The following is a 14,501-nucleotide window of genomic DNA, read 5'->3' on the forward strand; positions in this document are numbered from 1 at the left end:
ACCATGTCACCCAAGGGCAGCAGTTCGCTGAAGATAGACCGTAGCGTCAAGACGCTGCGCGAGTTGACGCTGGAGAAGATGCGCGATGCCATCCTCAGCGCCTATTTCAAGCCCGGCGAGCGCCTGGTGGAACGCTCCTTGTGTGAAGAGCTGGGCGTCAGCCGTTCCATCGTCAGGGAAGTGCTGCGCCATCTGGAGACCGAAGGACTGGTCGAGTCGATCCCGCACCAGGGCCCGGTGGTGGCCACGCTTGATGCCGACAAGGCGGCACAGATCTACGAGATCCGCGCCCTGCTGGAAGGCCACGCTGCCCGGCTGTGCGCCGAGCGCGCCGACGACGAGACCATCGTGCGCCTGGCCGCCATCAACGAGGAAATCCAGGCGGCCTTTGCCAGAAACGATTTCCACGAGGTGCTGGCCAGCACCTCGGCGTTCTACGAGTTGATGTTCGAGGGCAGCGGCCAGACCATGGCGTGGGAGATCGTGCAGTCGCTCAACGCCCGTATCAACCGCCTGCGCGCCATGACCATCAGCTCGGCAGGCCGCGCCACCGAGGCCGCGGCGGAGATGCGGCTACTGGTCGAAGCGCTTAAGCGACGCGACCCCCAGTCCGCGCATGATGCCTCGGTGGCTCACGTCAAACGCGTGGCCGATATCGCGGCTAGAAAGTTGGCCGAAATGGCCGATGCCAGCCCGGCGGCCGATCTCGAGGCGGCGCCGGCGGCCCTGGCCGGTTCCGACTGATTCCTGTCCTCTGAACGCGGGCGGCCACGTGCTGGTCGCCCCGTTTCCTCCGCCGTGCGCGGCGCTCTCCCGCCCGGCATCCCGGTCTTCGCTTCGAGCCACACCCCCCTCGTCCAGGCTTTCTCGCCGTCGTGCACACCCGCTACCCGTCTGTTCGATCATCGAACGTCTTTGCAGACACTATCCTTGACGCCACGGCCGCCACTCACTACATTTATGGCCGATATTCGAACTGTTTGTGCGTTTATCGGCCATTTGTCGATGCGGCGCCTAGCAATGCCGCTTGATTAAGCGAGCGATTTTCTGACAATGAAAATGACGAGCCGATGGATCGGTGGCTGGGTGCGTCAGGAGTCTGCAGCTTCGATCGCCACGTCCCCCGCTCGCAAGGTGTTGGCCGTGTCGCAGCGCGACGAGCATGTTAAAGAATCACTCTGCTGAGGAACGTCATGGTTAACTCGAATACTCCGGGAGACGCGCCCAACCCCATGGGAATGGACGGCATCGAATTCGTGGAGTTTGCAAGCACCGAACCCATCCGTCTGGGGCGCCATCTCGAGGCGCTGGGCTTCAGTGCCGTGGCACGGCACCGCTCGAAGAACGTGCTGTTGTACCGGCAAGGCTCGGTCAACTTCATCGTCAACGGCGAACAGGGCGGGCACGCCCAGCAGTATGCCCAACAGCATGGTTCAGGCATTTGCGCCGTGGCTTTCCGGGTCAGGGATGCGGCACTCGCGACGCGCTATGCCAATGAACGCGGCGGCTGGGAAGTGGACAGCGCCCCTGGGGTGATGGAGTTGCGCATTCCCGCGTTTCAGGGGGTGGGGGGCTCGCTGATCTATCTGGTCGACCGTTACCAGGACCACTCCATCTACGACGTCGATTTTGTCTGGCTGACCGGCGCCGAGGCGGACCAGGCGCCGCTGCTGCTCACCGCAGTCGATCAACTGGTGCAGCGGGTTCAGCCCGGCCGGCTCAAGGAGTGGCAAGATTTTTATGCCCACCTGTTCGGTTTTCGCGCCCATCCACACAGCGTCGCCGGCGAATGCCTGATCGAAAGCCCGTGCGGCAAGGTGCGCATCCGCCTGGAAACCGCCGCGGGCGAGCGCGGTGATGGCGGGCGCGAAGGCTTGCATGCCGTGCGCCTGCTGGCGCCCGATCTGCCCGCCGCGGCTGCCGAGCTGGCGCAGCGGGGGGTACGGCTGGGCGAATCGCTGACCCCGGACGCCTATGCCCCGCGAGTGCTACACACGCTGCACGAAGCGGGGCTGGTGCAATTCGAAATGGCCTCGCAGGCTGACTGACACGGTGCCGATCATGGAACGATCCCGTTTTGCCATCGATACCACCGCTCTTGCCGGGGCGCTGGAAGACAAATTGACGGCCATCGCCGAGGCCGGTTTTTCGGCCGTGACGCTGTCGGCCAAGGATTTGGTGGGCGAGCAGACCGGCGGCCTGGAACAGGCGGTGCGCCGGGTGCGCGACAGCCAGCTGGCGGTCAGCGGCTTCCTGGCGCTGCGCGACTTCGAAGGCCTGGGCGGCCGCTTCCTCGACTACAAGGTCGACATCGCCAAGTCGATGCTGCGCATGGCGCAGCAGACCGGTGCCGATCTCTTGCTGGTGTCGTCGACGACCTCGCCGCAAGCCAGCGGCGACCTCGACACCATCGTGCAGCATCTGCAACTGCTGTCGGCGCTGGCGACGCCGCTCGGCTTGCGCATCGGCTACGAACCGCTGGCCTGGGGGCGCCACGTCGCGGACTACCCCAGTGCCTGGCAGGTGATCGAGCGGGTCGACCGCGAAAACGTCGGTCTGGTGCTCGATTCCTTCCACCTGTTCGCCCGCGGCATGCAGCCGGACGACCTGAAGGCCATTCCGCCGGAGCGCCTGTTCCTGGTGCAGCTCTCCGACGCCATGTACGACTACGTGCCGGCGCTCGACGAGATGGTGGAGCTCTCCCTGCACCATCGCTTCTTCCCGGGCGAGGGCGAGCACAGCCGGGCGCTGGTGGAACTGGTCGGGCGGCTGGAGGCAGGCGGCTATCGCGGTCGCTACGCCTTCGAGGTGGCCAATGACGATTATCAGCATTGCCCCCCGTCGCTGGTGCTGCAGCGGGCAGGGCAGGCGGTGGAGTGGCTTTCTTCGCAGTTACTGTCGGGCTGAACGCGATGTTTCCGGTGCCCCGCTACGGTGTGGCGTCGGCGTACTGATATCCCTCGCTTCCGGGCATGGCCGGGAGGGTTAACGTTGTTTGTGTTGGTGTGTGCACCTGGCGATTTCCCAGGGATTGGCGGACGGGTCTTCCCGTCCGTTTTTTTTGCGCGCCACAAATCGCGGGGCTAGAGGCGGTGGAGGGGGCGTGCGGCGCGGGCTTGGCGCTAAAAGCACGTTCCGCTTGGCCGCTGCTGCTTCGCCTCTTGGCCGCTTTCTTCCAAGAGTCGCTCCGTGGCGTGGAATCCTCATTTTTTTGCTCCCCCACTTCTGTTTCTGTGTTCCGGCCGCACTCCACCTGGCGTGGCTCGCCCAACGATGGGGCTGCCTCTTGCCTCTGGCCGATCTGTTCTTGGACAGCCCTTTCCCGCTGGCGGCCGTATTCCATGCATGCGCTCTTGAAATCGCCAAAACCCCGCCCAAAATAGGGATTAATAGCGATTCAGGAGTCCCTCATGCGATTCGATAAACTGACCACCAAATTCCAGCAGGCGTTGGCCGACGCGCAGAGCCTAGCGCTCTCAAACGATCATGCCTACATCGAGCCGCAGCACCTGCTGGCGGCGATGCTGGACGACGCCGACAGCGGCGTCGGCAGCCTGCTGGCGCGGGCCGGCGTCAACGTGACCGGGTTGCGCGGCGGGCTCAAGTCCGCCATCGACCGGCTGCCCAAGGTGCAGGGCACCGGGGGCGAGATCACGGTGTCGCGCGATCTGGGCAACCTGCTCAACCTGACCGACAAGGCGGCGATGAAACGCGGCGACGCCTTCATCGCCAGCGAGCTGTTCCTGCTGGCGCTGCTCGACGACAAAGGCGAGACCGGCCGCCTGCTCAAGGACAACGGTGGCTCCGCCAACGCGCTGAACGCCGCCATCGACGCGGTGCGCGGTGGCGCCAACGTGGAGAGCCAGGATGCCGAAAGCCAGCGCGAGGCGCTGAAGAAGTACACGCTCGACCTGACCGAGCGGGCGCGCCAAGGCAAGCTCGACCCCGTGATCGGCCGCGACGACGAAATCCGCCGCGCCATCCAGGTGCTGCAGCGCCGCACCAAGAATAATCCGGTGCTGATCGGCGAGCCCGGTGTCGGCAAGACCGCCATCGTCGAGGGTCTGGCGCAGCGCATCGTCAACGGCGAGGTGCCGGAAAGCCTGAAGCACAAGAAACTCCTGGTGCTCGACCTGGCCGCACTGCTGGCCGGCGCCAAGTACCGTGGCGATTTCGAGGAGCGCCTGAAGAGCGTGCTGAGTGATCTGGCCAAGGACGAAGGCAACACGCTGATCTTCATCGACGAAATCCACACCCTGGTGGGTGCCGGCAAGGCGGAAGGGGCGATGGATGCCGGCAACATGCTGAAACCGGCGCTGGCGCGCGGCGAGCTGCACTGCCTGGGCGCCACCACGCTCGATGAATATCGGAAATACATCGAGAAGGACGCCGCGCTCGAGCGCCGCTTCCAGAAGGTGCTGGTGGACGAGCCCTCGGTGGAGGACACCATCGCCATCCTGCGCGGGTTGCAGGAGAAATACGAGATTCACCACGGCGTTGACATCACCGATCCGGCCATCGTCGCCGCGGCGGAGTTGAGCCACCGCTACATCACCGACCGCTTCCTGCCCGACAAGGCCATCGACCTGATCGACGAGGCCGCCAGCCGCATCAAGATGGAGCTGGACTCCAAGCCGGAAGAGATGGACAAGCTCGACCGCCGCCTGATCCAGCTCAAGATCGAGCGCGAGGCGGTGAAGAAGGAGAGCGACGAGGCGTCGCAGAAGCGGCTGGGCCTGATCGAGGATGAGATCGACCGGTTGTCGCGCGAATACGCCGACCTGGAGGAAATCTGGAAGGCCGAGAAGGCCACGGCGCAGGGTAGCCAGAGCATCAAGGAGGAGATCGACCGCCTCAAGGTGGAGATGGAAGACCTCAAGCGCCAGGGCGACTGGCAGAAACTGGCCGAATTGCAGTACGGCAAGCTGCCGCAGCTGGAAGCGCGCCTGAAGGAGGCGGAAGCGGCGGGCGCCGGTACCCAGAAGCCGAACCGTCTGCTGCGCACTCAGGTCGGTGCCGAGGAGATTGCCGAGGTGGTGTCACGCATGACCGGTATCCCGGTGTCGAAGATGCTGGCGGGCGAGCGCGAGAAGCTCCTCCGGATGGAAGAGGTGTTGCACGAGCGCCTGGTGGGACAGGACGAGGCGGTACGCGCGGTGTCCGACGCCATCCGCCGCAGCCGATCCGGCCTGTCCGACCCCAACCGGCCGTACGGCTCCTTCCTGTTCCTCGGGCCGACCGGGGTGGGCAAGACCGAGCTGTGCAAGACGCTGGCCGGCTTCCTGTTCGACAGCGAAGATCATCTGATCCGCATCGACATGTCGGAGTACATGGAGAAGCATTCGGTGGCGCGGCTGATCGGCGCACCTCCGGGCTACGTCGGCTACGAGGAGGGCGGCCAGCTCACCGAGCAGGTGCGGCGCAAGCCCTATAGCGTGATCCTGCTGGATGAAGTGGAGAAGGCGCACCCCGAGGTGTTCAACATCTTGCTGCAGGTGCTGGACGACGGCCGCCTGACCGACGGCCAGGGCCGCACCGTGGACTTCAAGAACACCGTGGTGGTGATGACCTCGAACATCGGCAGCCAGCATATCCAGGCCATGGGCAGCGACGACTACCAGGTGATCAAGCTGGCAGTGATGGCCGAGGTGAAGGGCTACTTCCGCCCCGAGTTCATCAACCGCATCGATGAGGTGGTGGTGTTCCACGCTCTGGGCAGCGCGCAGATCCGCTCCATCGCCCGCATCCAGCTCAAGTCGCTGGAGCGGCGCCTGGCCAAGCTGGAGCTGTCGCTGCAGGTCACCGACGCGGCGCTCGACGCCATCGCCGAGGCCGGCTTCGACCCGGTGTACGGCGCGCGGCCGCTGAAGCGGGCGATCCAGTCCGACATCGAGAACCCCCTGGCCAAGGCCATCCTGGCCGGCAAATACGAGCCCAAGGCGACGGTGCTGGTGGACGCGCAAAACGGCCAGATCGTGTTCGAGTGAGCACGCGACCGCCAGCCTGAAGGCGGGTGACGTGAACCCCCGGTTCGGTGACGTGTTTCAAGACACGTCGTCAGGACCGGGGGTCTTTTGCTTCCTGGCTCGGGCGGGGCGGGCAGTGCACTGTTGCAGTGCAATATGCGCCAATGCCGGGCGAATGGCGGGTGCTATCCAGTCATTTTGACGGCATGGCGGAGCGGGACGCTGGCACAGCGATTGCTAAATAGCCGGCAGGCGGACCAACGGCGGTCCGCACTTGAAAGGGACAACGGCGTCCCCGGGGCTGACCGGCCCGGGGACGCCTTTTTTTGCCACTATGCAATCACTCTCTGCTTTGCCGCTGTCGTCGCCCGACCTGTGCCTGCCGCTGGGCGACATCACGCGCTCCATCCTTCCCGAAGCCGGCCGTGCCATCGGCCGCTTCCGTGAGCTGTGCCTGGACAGCCACTTTCAGCCGATCTACAGCCTGGCGCACAGCCGCATCGTCGGCCACGAGGCGCTGCTGCGGGCGCGGCAGGCCAACGGCAGCCCGGTGGGGCCGCTGCAGGCGCTGGCCAGCGCGCAAGGCGATGAGGAGCGGGTTTTCCTCGACCGGCTGTGCCGTGCCCTGCACCTCGCCAACTATCAGCGCACCGGGGAGCTGGACGACGCTCAGACCTGGCTGTTCCTCAATGTGTCGACCCAGGTGGTGGTGCGCACCGGCCAGTCCGAGCCGTTCTTCGCCGAACTGCTGGCGCACAGCGCTTTTCCCGCCCGGCGCGTGGTGGTGGAAGTCCTCGAGGGTACCATTCCCGACCAATCGCTGCTGAGCGAGGCGGTGGCCAACTATCGCAACATGGGCTGCCTGGTGGCGTTGGACGATTTCGGGGCTGATGCCTCCAACATCGAGCGCATCTGGCGTGCCGCGCCGGACATCGTCAAGCTCGACCGCAAGCTGATCGCCGCCGCTGAGCACTCGCCGCGGGCGCGGCGCGTGCTGCCGGCCACGGTGGCGCTGATCCACGAGGCGGGCAGCCTGGCGCTGATCGAGGGGGTCGAGAACGAGGAGCAGGCCGCCATCGCGCTGGACAGTGACGCCGACCTTGTGCAGGGCTTTCACTTCGCGCGGCCGGCGCCAGAGCCGCTGCGCCATGGCGACGGCGGCATCGCTGCGCTGTCCGCCCGGCACGCCGCCGCGCAGGCCTCGGCGCGCCAGCGCCGGGAATTGCAGGTCTACGCCAGCGCCTTCCAGCGCGCGGCGCAGCGGCTGTGGACCGAGCAGGGCCTGGCGTCGGCCTGCGCCGAGCTGTTGGCGATGCCGCAAGTGGACCGCTGTTACCTGATCGGCGCGGACGGGGTGCAGATCGGCGCCAGCGTGCTGCGTGCCGACCACGAACCGGCGTCCTCGCGCTTCGCCCCGCTGGAGGAGGCGCAGGGCGCCAACTGGGCGCGCAAACCCTACCACTACCGTGCCCTGGCCCACCCCGGTCAGCTGCAAGTCAGCAGCCCCTACCTGTCGGTCGCCAACTCCCGGCTGTGCGTGACGCTGTCGCTGACGGTGCCTTTGGCGCAGGGGCAGCGGGTGCTGTGTTGCGACATCAAACTGGAAGGGCTGGCCTGACGATGGCTCCGTGCGCCAGGACGTCAGGCGAGAGATCTTCGGCCGGGCCGGCGGCGTAAGCATCAGGCTTAACAATTGTTAGTACTTCTTGACAGCGCCCGGCGGCGATCTTGGTTATGATGCCGCCGTTGATGATTACTGCACTAGTCTTAAGGAACACAGCCATGAACAAGAACCGTTGGATGGTCGCCCTGCTGGCCGGCAGCCTGTTGCTGACCGGCTCGGCCTACGCCATGGACAGCAACGCCGTGCTCGGCGGCGCGCTGGGCGGTGGTGCCGGCGCGGCGGTCGGTTCGGCATTGGGTGGGCGGGATGGCGCGATGATCGGCGCGGCGGCCGGTGCCGCCATCGGTACCGGTGTCGCAACCCGGCCCGAACCGCGTCGCACCATCGTAGAACATCGTTATGTCGAAGAGCGCGGCTGGAAGCGCGGGCACCGCCACCATCACCACCGCTACGACGATTAAGAGCTAAAAAAGCCGTATCGAATCGCTTGTGTCAGCAAGGCGCGCAGCCGGTGTCCGGGGTTCCCGACACCGGCTTTTTGTCGCGTGAGGCGCTAGCGGGCGAGCGCGGCTCAGTCTTGCCGTTGCGGGTGGCGGTGGCAGCCGATCAGGTGGTCGTTGACCACGCCGGTGGCCTGCAGGAAGGCGTAGATCACCGTGCTGCCGACGAAGTTCATGCCGGCCTTTTTCAGCTGTTTGCTGATGGCGTCGGACAGCGGCGTGGAGGCGGGGCATTCGGACAGACTGCTCCAGTGGTTGACCACCGGCTGGCCGTCGACCTGTGCCCACAGCCAGGCGGCGAAGCTGCCGTGGCGGCGTTGCAGGTCGAGAAACACGCGGGCGTTGCGGATGGCGCTGTGGATCTTCAGCCGGTTGCGCACGATGGCCGGGTTTTGCAGCAGGCGCTCGACGTCGGTCTCGTCCATCGCCGCGACGCGCTCGGGGTCGAAGCCGTGGAACGCAGCGCGGTAGCCTTCGCGTTTCCTGAGGATGGTGATCCACGACAGTCCGGCCTGGGCGCCTTCCAGCACCAGCATTTCGAACAGCTTGCGGTCGTCGTGCACCGGCACGCCCCATTCCAGGTCGTGGTAGGCCACGTAGAGCGGGTCATCGCCACACCACGGGCAGCGCGTTGCAGTAATCATGGTCTTCGGCCAACCTTAAAGTAAGCCCACGCTGCGTTGGGTCTCCGCCGTATCGAGCCGTTTGCCTTTTGGGGGCCCGAGACTGGTTGCACGCAGATCATGGACAGGTAGTTTGCATGGAAAGAGCATCGACCCGGCATGGTGCTTGCTTCACCTTTTCTGTGCAATAGGGAGATGACAGTGCTGACGGTAATGCTGGTTAACGATGGATCGGGCAAGGCAGCTGCGCTCAAGGAGGCGCTGACGCAGGCCGGCGTGCGCGTGATCGCGGAGGTGGAGGTGTCGCTGCGGCTGGGTGAGATGATCGACAGCATCCGCCCCGACATCGTGCTGATCGACTCCGATGCCCCATCGCGCGACATGCTGGAGCACGTCTGCGTCAGCAGCGCGCACAGCGAGCGGCCGGTGGTGATGTTCACCGACGACGCCCGCCGCGACACCATCCGAGCCGCCCTGGCCGCCGGGGTGGCGGCCTACGTGGTGGGCGATGTGGTGCCTGAGCGTATCCAGCCGCTGCTGGAGGTGGCGATAGAGCGTTATTCGCTCGACAAGGAGCGGCGCGAGGAGCTGGACGACATGCGCCAGCGCCTGGCCGACCGTCAGGTGGTGGAGAAGGCCAAGGGCTTGCTGATGCAGATGAAGGGCATCGGTGAGGACGAGGCCTACCGCCAGCTGCGCGAGCGCGCGATGAAGTCGCAGAAGAAGCTCGGCGACGTGGCGCGTGAGGTGGTGGAGCTGGCCAACTGGCTCAAAGGCTGAGCGTGCGCTGGTGCAGGGCGCACGTGTGCAGTGCACAAAAGGAGTGGATGTAAAAAATTTCCCTTTTAAAACAGTTGATTGACCTCTGGCACGGTAGTTGCGTATAGCGTGACGACCGGGTAAGTCGCCAACGGCGGCGGCGCTACCCAGACGGGCAACGGCGCCTGTCGACCCGACTCCGACACGGAGCGGGACGACAGGCGTTTTTCGTTTTCGGCTGTTTTTTTCTGCAAAGAGGGAGAAGAGAATGGATAACAAGCGCACATCGATCGACAGCAGTTCACCGGCGGTGCCGGATCGTCGCGATTTTCTCAAGGGAGCACTGACCGTCATGGGGTCCACTACTTTGCTGGCCGCCTTGCCGGCCGGTATCGCCACTAGCGCCTGGGCTGCCGGCAGCGACAAGCCGGAAAAAACTGAAGTCAGAGTCGGCTTCATCCCTCTGACCGATTGCGCCTCGGTGATCGTGGCTTCCAAGATGGGCTTCGACAAGAAGTACGGCATCACCATCGTGCCGTCCAAGGAGGCGAGCTGGGCTGCGGTGCGCGACAAGATGGTCAACGGCGAGCTGGACGCCGCCCACGTGCTGTACGGCCTGATGTACGGCGTGCACCTGGGCATCGGCGGTCCGAAGAAGGACATGGCGGTACTGATGACGCTGAACCAGAACGGCCAGGGCATCACGCTCTCCAACCAGCTCAAGACCAAGGGCGTGACCTCCGGCCCGGCGCTCGCCAAGCTGATCAAGGCCGAGCCGCGCGAATACACCTTCGCCCAGACCTTCCCCACCGGCACCCACGCCATGTGGCTCTACTACTGGCTGGCCGCGCACGGCGTCAACCCGATGAGCGACGTCAAGACCATCGTGGTGCCGCCGCCGCAGATGGTGGCCAACATGCGCGTCGACAATATGGACGGCTACTGCGTCGGTGAACCGTGGAACGCCCGCGCCATCGCCGACAACGTCGGCTTTACCGTGGCTACCACCCAGCAGATCTGGGCCGGTCACCCGGAAAAGGTGCTGGGCACGACCGGCGACTGGGTCAAGCAGAATCCGAACACCGCGCGCGCGCTGATCGCGGCGCTGCTGGAAGCCTCGCGCTACATCGACGACGTCAAGAACCGCGCCAGCGTGGCCAAGCTGATCGCCGACAAGGCCTACGTCAACGCCCCGGAGCCGGTCATCGAGGGACGCTTCCTGGGCACCTACGAAGACGGCCTGGGCAAGAAGTGGCAAGACCCCCACCTGATGAAGTTCTTCGACGAGGGCAAGGTCAACTTCCCGTATCTCTCCGACGGCATGTGGTTCCTGACCCAGCACAAGCGCTGGGGCTTGCTGAAGGCCGATCCGGACTACCTGGGCGTGGCCCGACAGATCAACCAGATCGCGCTCTACAAGGAAGCCGCTGCGCTCGCCAAGGTCGCGCTGCCGCGTTCCGATATGCGCTCCGCCAAGCTGATCGACGGCGTGGTGTGGGACGGCAAGGACCCGAAAGGCTACGCCGCTTCGTTCAAGATTCGCGCCTGAGCCACGGAATAGGGGAGAAGCACCATGCAAGCCATCAAGCATGAAGCCAGTGTCGTGAGCGGCACAGAGAGCAAGACCGTGGAACAGACACTGCCGGCGCGCACCGCGTCGAAACGCCGTTTCCCGTCGCTGGAATCGGCCGATACCTCGCCCGCCGTGCGCCTGCTGGTGCCGGCGATCAAGACCGTGGTGCCGCCGCTGTTGGGGCTGGCGCTGCTGGTGCTGGTGTGGGCCGTGGTCGCCAAGTCGCGCGGCGGCCTGCCGGGGCCGCTGTCCACCTGGGAATCGGCCAAGCTGCTGTTCGCCGATCCGTTCTACCGCAACGGGCCGAACGACCAGGGCGTGGGCTGGAACATCCTCAATTCGCTCGGGCGCGTCGGCATCGGCTTCGGCCTGGCCGCGCTGGTGGGCATTCCCGCCGGCTTCATCCTCGGCCGCTTCGCCTTCGTCTCGGCGATGTTCGCGCCGGTGATCAGCCTGCTGCGACCGGTTTCGCCGCTCGCCTGGCTGCCGATCGGCCTGTTGGTGTTCAAGGCCGCGAGCCCGGCATCGATCTGGGTGATCTTCATCTCCAGCGTGTGGCCGATGATCCTCAACACCGCCGCCGGGGTGCGCGCGGTGCCGCAGGATTACCTCAACGTGGCGCGCGTGCTGCGCTTGTCCGAGTTCAAGGTGTTCACCACCATCCTGTTCCCGTCGGTGCTGCCGCACGTGTTGACCGGAGTGCGCCTGTCGATCGGCGTGGCCTGGCTGGTGATCGTGGCGGCCGAGATGCTGACCGGCGGGGTCGGTATCGGCTTCTGGGTGTGGGACGAGTGGAACAATCTCAACGTCGAGCACATCATCATCGCCATCTTCATCGTCGGGCTGGTCGGGCTCTTGCTGGAACAGGTGCTGATCCTGCTGGCACGCCGCTTCAGCTTCGGTCAGGGAGTGTGAGTCATGGAAAAATTCGTCGAATTGCAAGGCGTGGGCAAGAGCTTCGACAGCCGCAAGGGCCGTTTCGTGGCGCTACGCGACGTCAACCTCACCATCCGTCAGGGCGAGTTCGTGTCGCTGATCGGCCACTCCGGCTGCGGCAAGTCCACCGTGCTCAATATCGTCGCCGGGCTGTACGACCCCGATGCCGGCATCGCCTTGTGCGGCGGGCGCGAGATCGACGGGCCGGGGCCGGAGCGCGCCGTGGTGTTCCAGAACCACAGCCTGCTGCCGTGGCTGACCTGCTACGGCAACATCTACCTCGCGGTGGAAAAGGTCTTCGGCCAACGTGAGAACAAGGCCCAGCTCAAGGCGCGCTGCGAGGCGGCGCTGGCGCTGGTCAATCTGAGCCACGCCAGCGACAAGTACCCGCACGAGGTGTCGGGCGGCATGAAGCAGCGCGTCGGCATTGCGCGAGCCTTGGCGATGGAGCCCAAGGTGCTGCTGATGGACGAGCCGTTCGGTGCGCTCGACGCCTTGACCCGCGCCAACCTGCAGGACGAGCTGGTGAAGATCGTCGAGGCCACCCAGGCCACCGTAGTGATGGTGACGCACGACGTGGACGAGGCGGTGCTCTTGTCCGACCGCATCGTGATGATGACCAACGGCCCGGCCGCCACTGTCGGCGAGATCCTTGAGGTGGCGTTGCCGCGCCCGCGTGAGCGGCTGGCGCTGGCCAACGACAGTGCCTATCACGGCTACCGTAGCGCGGTGCTGGAGTTTTTGTATCAGAAGCATCTGCGCCCGGCGGCCTGAACCCATTTCATTAGGCCGCTGCGCCTGCGCATCTTGAGTCCCTGCAGTACTCCGTGACCATTCGGGTTCCTGTGCTCGTGGTACTCAATCTGCGTTGGCTCGCTGGCCTACTGAAACAGGTCCTATGTACTCTGGTGATAAAGGCGGGGGAGACGAGAGTCTTCCCCGCTTTTTTCATGGCGCGGGCGCCGATGTGCCCGGCTGGTGCATCGGCGCACTTGTGCAGTGCGCCAGACGGCATGTGACGGCGCCAAGGCCCGCCTGACATGGCTTTCGGGGCTGGCACGCTAGTTGCTATATCACTCTCGAACAATTCAGCTCCGGCACACCGGGCCAACGGAGGCCAGGTTCGCCGGATACCAGGGGAAGACCAATGTGGGTCTTTCGCCTGAGACGGACAACGGCGTCCGCTACCACGCAGCCAACACTGCGCGGCGGCGGACGTTTTTTTTTGCGCGGCGACTGGTTCGCATCGATATCGGGAGAAGGTACATGAACAAGAGTTTCTGGAAGGCCGGGCACTGGCCCACTCTGCTGGCCGCGTTTCTCTACTTCGACTTGAGCTTCATGGTCTGGTACATCCTCGGGCCCTTGGCGATCCAGATCGCCGACAGCCTGTCGCTGTCCGCGCAGCAGCGCGGCATGATGGTGGCCACGCCGATCCTGGCGGGCGCGGTGCTACGTTTCGCCATTGGCCTGATGGTGGACCGCCTGTCGCCCAAGACCGCCGGCATCGTCGGCCAGGTGGTGGTGATCGCGGCTCTGGGCACCGCCTGGCACTTCGGCATCCACTCCTTCCACCAGGCGCTGCTGCTGGGCCTGTTCCTCGGCGTGGCCGGCGCCTCGTTCGCGGTGTCGCTGCCGCTGGCGTCGCAGTGGTATCCGCCGGAGCACCAGGGCAAGGCGATGGGGATCGCCGGCGCCGGCAACTCCGGCACGGTGTTCGCGGCCTTGCTGGCACCGGGGCTGGCCTCGGTCTACGGCTGGGAGAACGTGTTCGGCTTCGCGCTGATTCCGCTGTCGATCGTGTTCGTGGTGTTCTGTCTGTTGGCCAAGAATGCGCCCAACCGCGCGCCGGCCAAGTCGCTGGCCGATTACCTCAAGGTGCTGGGCGACAAGGACAGCTGGTGGTTCATGTTCTTCTACAGCATGACCTTCGGCGGCTTCGTCGGCCTTGCCGGCGCCTTGCCGGGCTACTTCCACGACCAGTACGGTCTCAACGCGGTGACCGCCGGCTACTACACCGCCGCCTGCGTGTTCGCCGGTTCGATGATGCGCCCGCTGGGCGGCGCGCTGGCCGACCGCGTCGGCGGCATCCGCACCCTGCTGGTGATGTACACCATCGCCGCGCTGATGTTGGGCGTGGTCGGCTTCAACCTGCCGCAGGCCTACGCCGCGCTGGCGCTGTTTGTCGGTGCCATGCTGGCGCTCGGTTGCGGTAACGGCGCGGTGTTCCAGCTGGTGCCGCAGCGCTTCCGCAAGGAAATCGGCGTGATGACCGGCCTGGTCGGCATGGCGGGCGGCATCGGCGGCTTCCTGCTGGCGGCGGGTCTGGGCTTCGTCAAGCAATCCACCGGCAACTACCAGATCGGCCTGTGGCTGTTCGCCAGCCTGGGCCTGGTGGCCTGGTTCGGCCTGCACAGCGTGAAGCTGCGCTGGCGCACCACCTGGGGCGCGGCCAGCGTGACTTCGGCCCGGGTATAGTTCGAACAGGAGGACCCGCACGCCGGCTGTTCCGGGTAGGGA

Annotated in this window: 12 protein-coding genes; 11 read left to right on the top strand and 1 reads right to left on the bottom strand. The window is 65.4% G+C overall.

The genetic code is table 11. The features are described from left to right. Positions 1-3: 3 nt before the first annotated feature. From FURADRAFT_RS08270 to FURADRAFT_RS08295, 6 genes are all read left to right on the top strand, one after another. Positions 4-744, top strand: a complete 741-nt coding sequence (locus tag FURADRAFT_RS08270) for a GntR family transcriptional regulator (RefSeq protein WP_008953673.1) — start codon at positions 4-6, stop codon at positions 742-744. Positions 745-1,193: 449 nt separating this feature from the next. Then, entirely contained in the window at positions 1,194-2,048 is an 855-nt protein-coding gene (locus tag FURADRAFT_RS08275) for a 4-hydroxyphenylpyruvate dioxygenase family protein (RefSeq protein WP_008953674.1), read from the top strand. Positions 2,049-2,061: 13 nt separating this feature from the next. Further along, positions 2,062-2,907: a sugar phosphate isomerase/epimerase family protein gene (locus FURADRAFT_RS08280; protein ID WP_008953675.1), complete on the top strand. Its 846-nt coding sequence runs from the start codon at positions 2,062-2,064 to the stop codon at positions 2,905-2,907. 503 nt (positions 2,908-3,410) lie between these two features. Beyond that, the gene (gene clpB / locus FURADRAFT_RS08285) at positions 3,411-5,987 is read left to right on the top strand and encodes an ATP-dependent chaperone ClpB (RefSeq protein WP_008953676.1); all 2,577 of its coding nucleotides are present in this window, start codon (positions 3,411-3,413) and stop codon (positions 5,985-5,987) included. A gap of 313 nt (positions 5,988-6,300) precedes the next feature. Further along, positions 6,301-7,584, top strand: coding sequence for a sensor domain-containing phosphodiesterase (locus tag FURADRAFT_RS08290; RefSeq protein WP_008953677.1), 1,284 nt, complete (start codon positions 6,301-6,303; stop codon positions 7,582-7,584). A gap of 164 nt (positions 7,585-7,748) precedes the next feature. After that, a complete protein-coding gene (locus FURADRAFT_RS08295; RefSeq protein ID WP_008953678.1) occupies positions 7,749-8,051 on the top strand; it encodes a hypothetical protein in 303 nt (100 codons plus the stop codon). A 110-nt stretch (positions 8,052-8,161) separates the two neighbouring features. Here FURADRAFT_RS08295 and FURADRAFT_RS08300 read toward each other — a convergent pair whose 3' ends face one another. After that, entirely contained in the window at positions 8,162-8,734 is a 573-nt protein-coding gene (locus FURADRAFT_RS08300) for a DNA-3-methyladenine glycosylase I (protein WP_008953679.1), read from the bottom strand. Between the two features lie 174 nt (positions 8,735-8,908). Between FURADRAFT_RS08300 and FURADRAFT_RS08305 the strand changes: the two genes are divergently transcribed. The 5 genes from FURADRAFT_RS08305 (at position 8,909) to FURADRAFT_RS08325 (ending at position 14,459) form a co-directional block, all read left to right on the top strand. Continuing rightward, positions 8,909-9,493, top strand: a complete 585-nt coding sequence (locus tag FURADRAFT_RS08305) for an ANTAR domain-containing response regulator (protein WP_008953680.1) — start codon at positions 8,909-8,911, stop codon at positions 9,491-9,493. A gap of 247 nt (positions 9,494-9,740) precedes the next feature. Then, complete coding sequence (locus FURADRAFT_RS08310; protein WP_008953681.1) at positions 9,741-11,021, top strand: CmpA/NrtA family ABC transporter substrate-binding protein; 1,281 nt, start codon at positions 9,741-9,743, stop codon at positions 11,019-11,021. A gap of 24 nt (positions 11,022-11,045) precedes the next feature. Continuing rightward, entirely contained in the window at positions 11,046-11,960 is a 915-nt protein-coding gene (gene ntrB / locus FURADRAFT_RS08315) for a nitrate ABC transporter permease (protein ID WP_008953682.1), read from the top strand. A 3-nt stretch (positions 11,961-11,963) separates the two neighbouring features. After that, positions 11,964-12,755: an ABC transporter ATP-binding protein gene (locus FURADRAFT_RS08320; RefSeq protein WP_008953683.1), complete on the top strand. Its 792-nt coding sequence runs from the start codon at positions 11,964-11,966 to the stop codon at positions 12,753-12,755. Between the two features lie 492 nt (positions 12,756-13,247). Continuing rightward, positions 13,248-14,459, top strand: a complete 1,212-nt coding sequence (locus FURADRAFT_RS08325; RefSeq protein ID WP_008953684.1) for a nitrate/nitrite transporter — start codon at positions 13,248-13,250, stop codon at positions 14,457-14,459. The last annotated feature ends 42 nt before the right edge of the window (positions 14,460-14,501 follow it).

The organism is Pseudogulbenkiania ferrooxidans 2002 (genome assembly GCF_000174355.1).
Taxonomy (GTDB): domain Bacteria; phylum Pseudomonadota; class Gammaproteobacteria; order Burkholderiales; family Chromobacteriaceae; genus Pseudogulbenkiania; species Pseudogulbenkiania ferrooxidans.

Coding starts and splice junctions, on each gene's coding strand:
- FURADRAFT_RS08270 (WP_008953673.1), top strand. CDS start 4: ATGTCACCCAAGGGCAGCAGTTCGCTGAAGATAGACCGTAGCGTCAAG.
- FURADRAFT_RS08275 (WP_008953674.1), top strand. CDS start 1,194: ATGGTTAACTCGAATACTCCGGGAGACGCGCCCAACCCCATGGGAATG.
- FURADRAFT_RS08280 (WP_008953675.1), top strand. CDS start 2,062: ATGGAACGATCCCGTTTTGCCATCGATACCACCGCTCTTGCCGGGGCG.
- clpB (WP_008953676.1), top strand. CDS start 3,411: ATGCGATTCGATAAACTGACCACCAAATTCCAGCAGGCGTTGGCCGAC.
- FURADRAFT_RS08290 (WP_008953677.1), top strand. CDS start 6,301: ATGCAATCACTCTCTGCTTTGCCGCTGTCGTCGCCCGACCTGTGCCTG.
- FURADRAFT_RS08295 (WP_008953678.1), top strand. CDS start 7,749: ATGAACAAGAACCGTTGGATGGTCGCCCTGCTGGCCGGCAGCCTGTTG.
- FURADRAFT_RS08300 (WP_008953679.1), bottom strand. CDS start 8,734: ATGATTACTGCAACGCGCTGCCCGTGGTGTGGCGATGACCCGCTCTAC.
- FURADRAFT_RS08305 (WP_008953680.1), top strand. CDS start 8,909: ATGACAGTGCTGACGGTAATGCTGGTTAACGATGGATCGGGCAAGGCA.
- FURADRAFT_RS08310 (WP_008953681.1), top strand. CDS start 9,741: ATGGATAACAAGCGCACATCGATCGACAGCAGTTCACCGGCGGTGCCG.
- ntrB (WP_008953682.1), top strand. CDS start 11,046: ATGCAAGCCATCAAGCATGAAGCCAGTGTCGTGAGCGGCACAGAGAGC.
- FURADRAFT_RS08320 (WP_008953683.1), top strand. CDS start 11,964: ATGGAAAAATTCGTCGAATTGCAAGGCGTGGGCAAGAGCTTCGACAGC.
- FURADRAFT_RS08325 (WP_008953684.1), top strand. CDS start 13,248: ATGAACAAGAGTTTCTGGAAGGCCGGGCACTGGCCCACTCTGCTGGCC.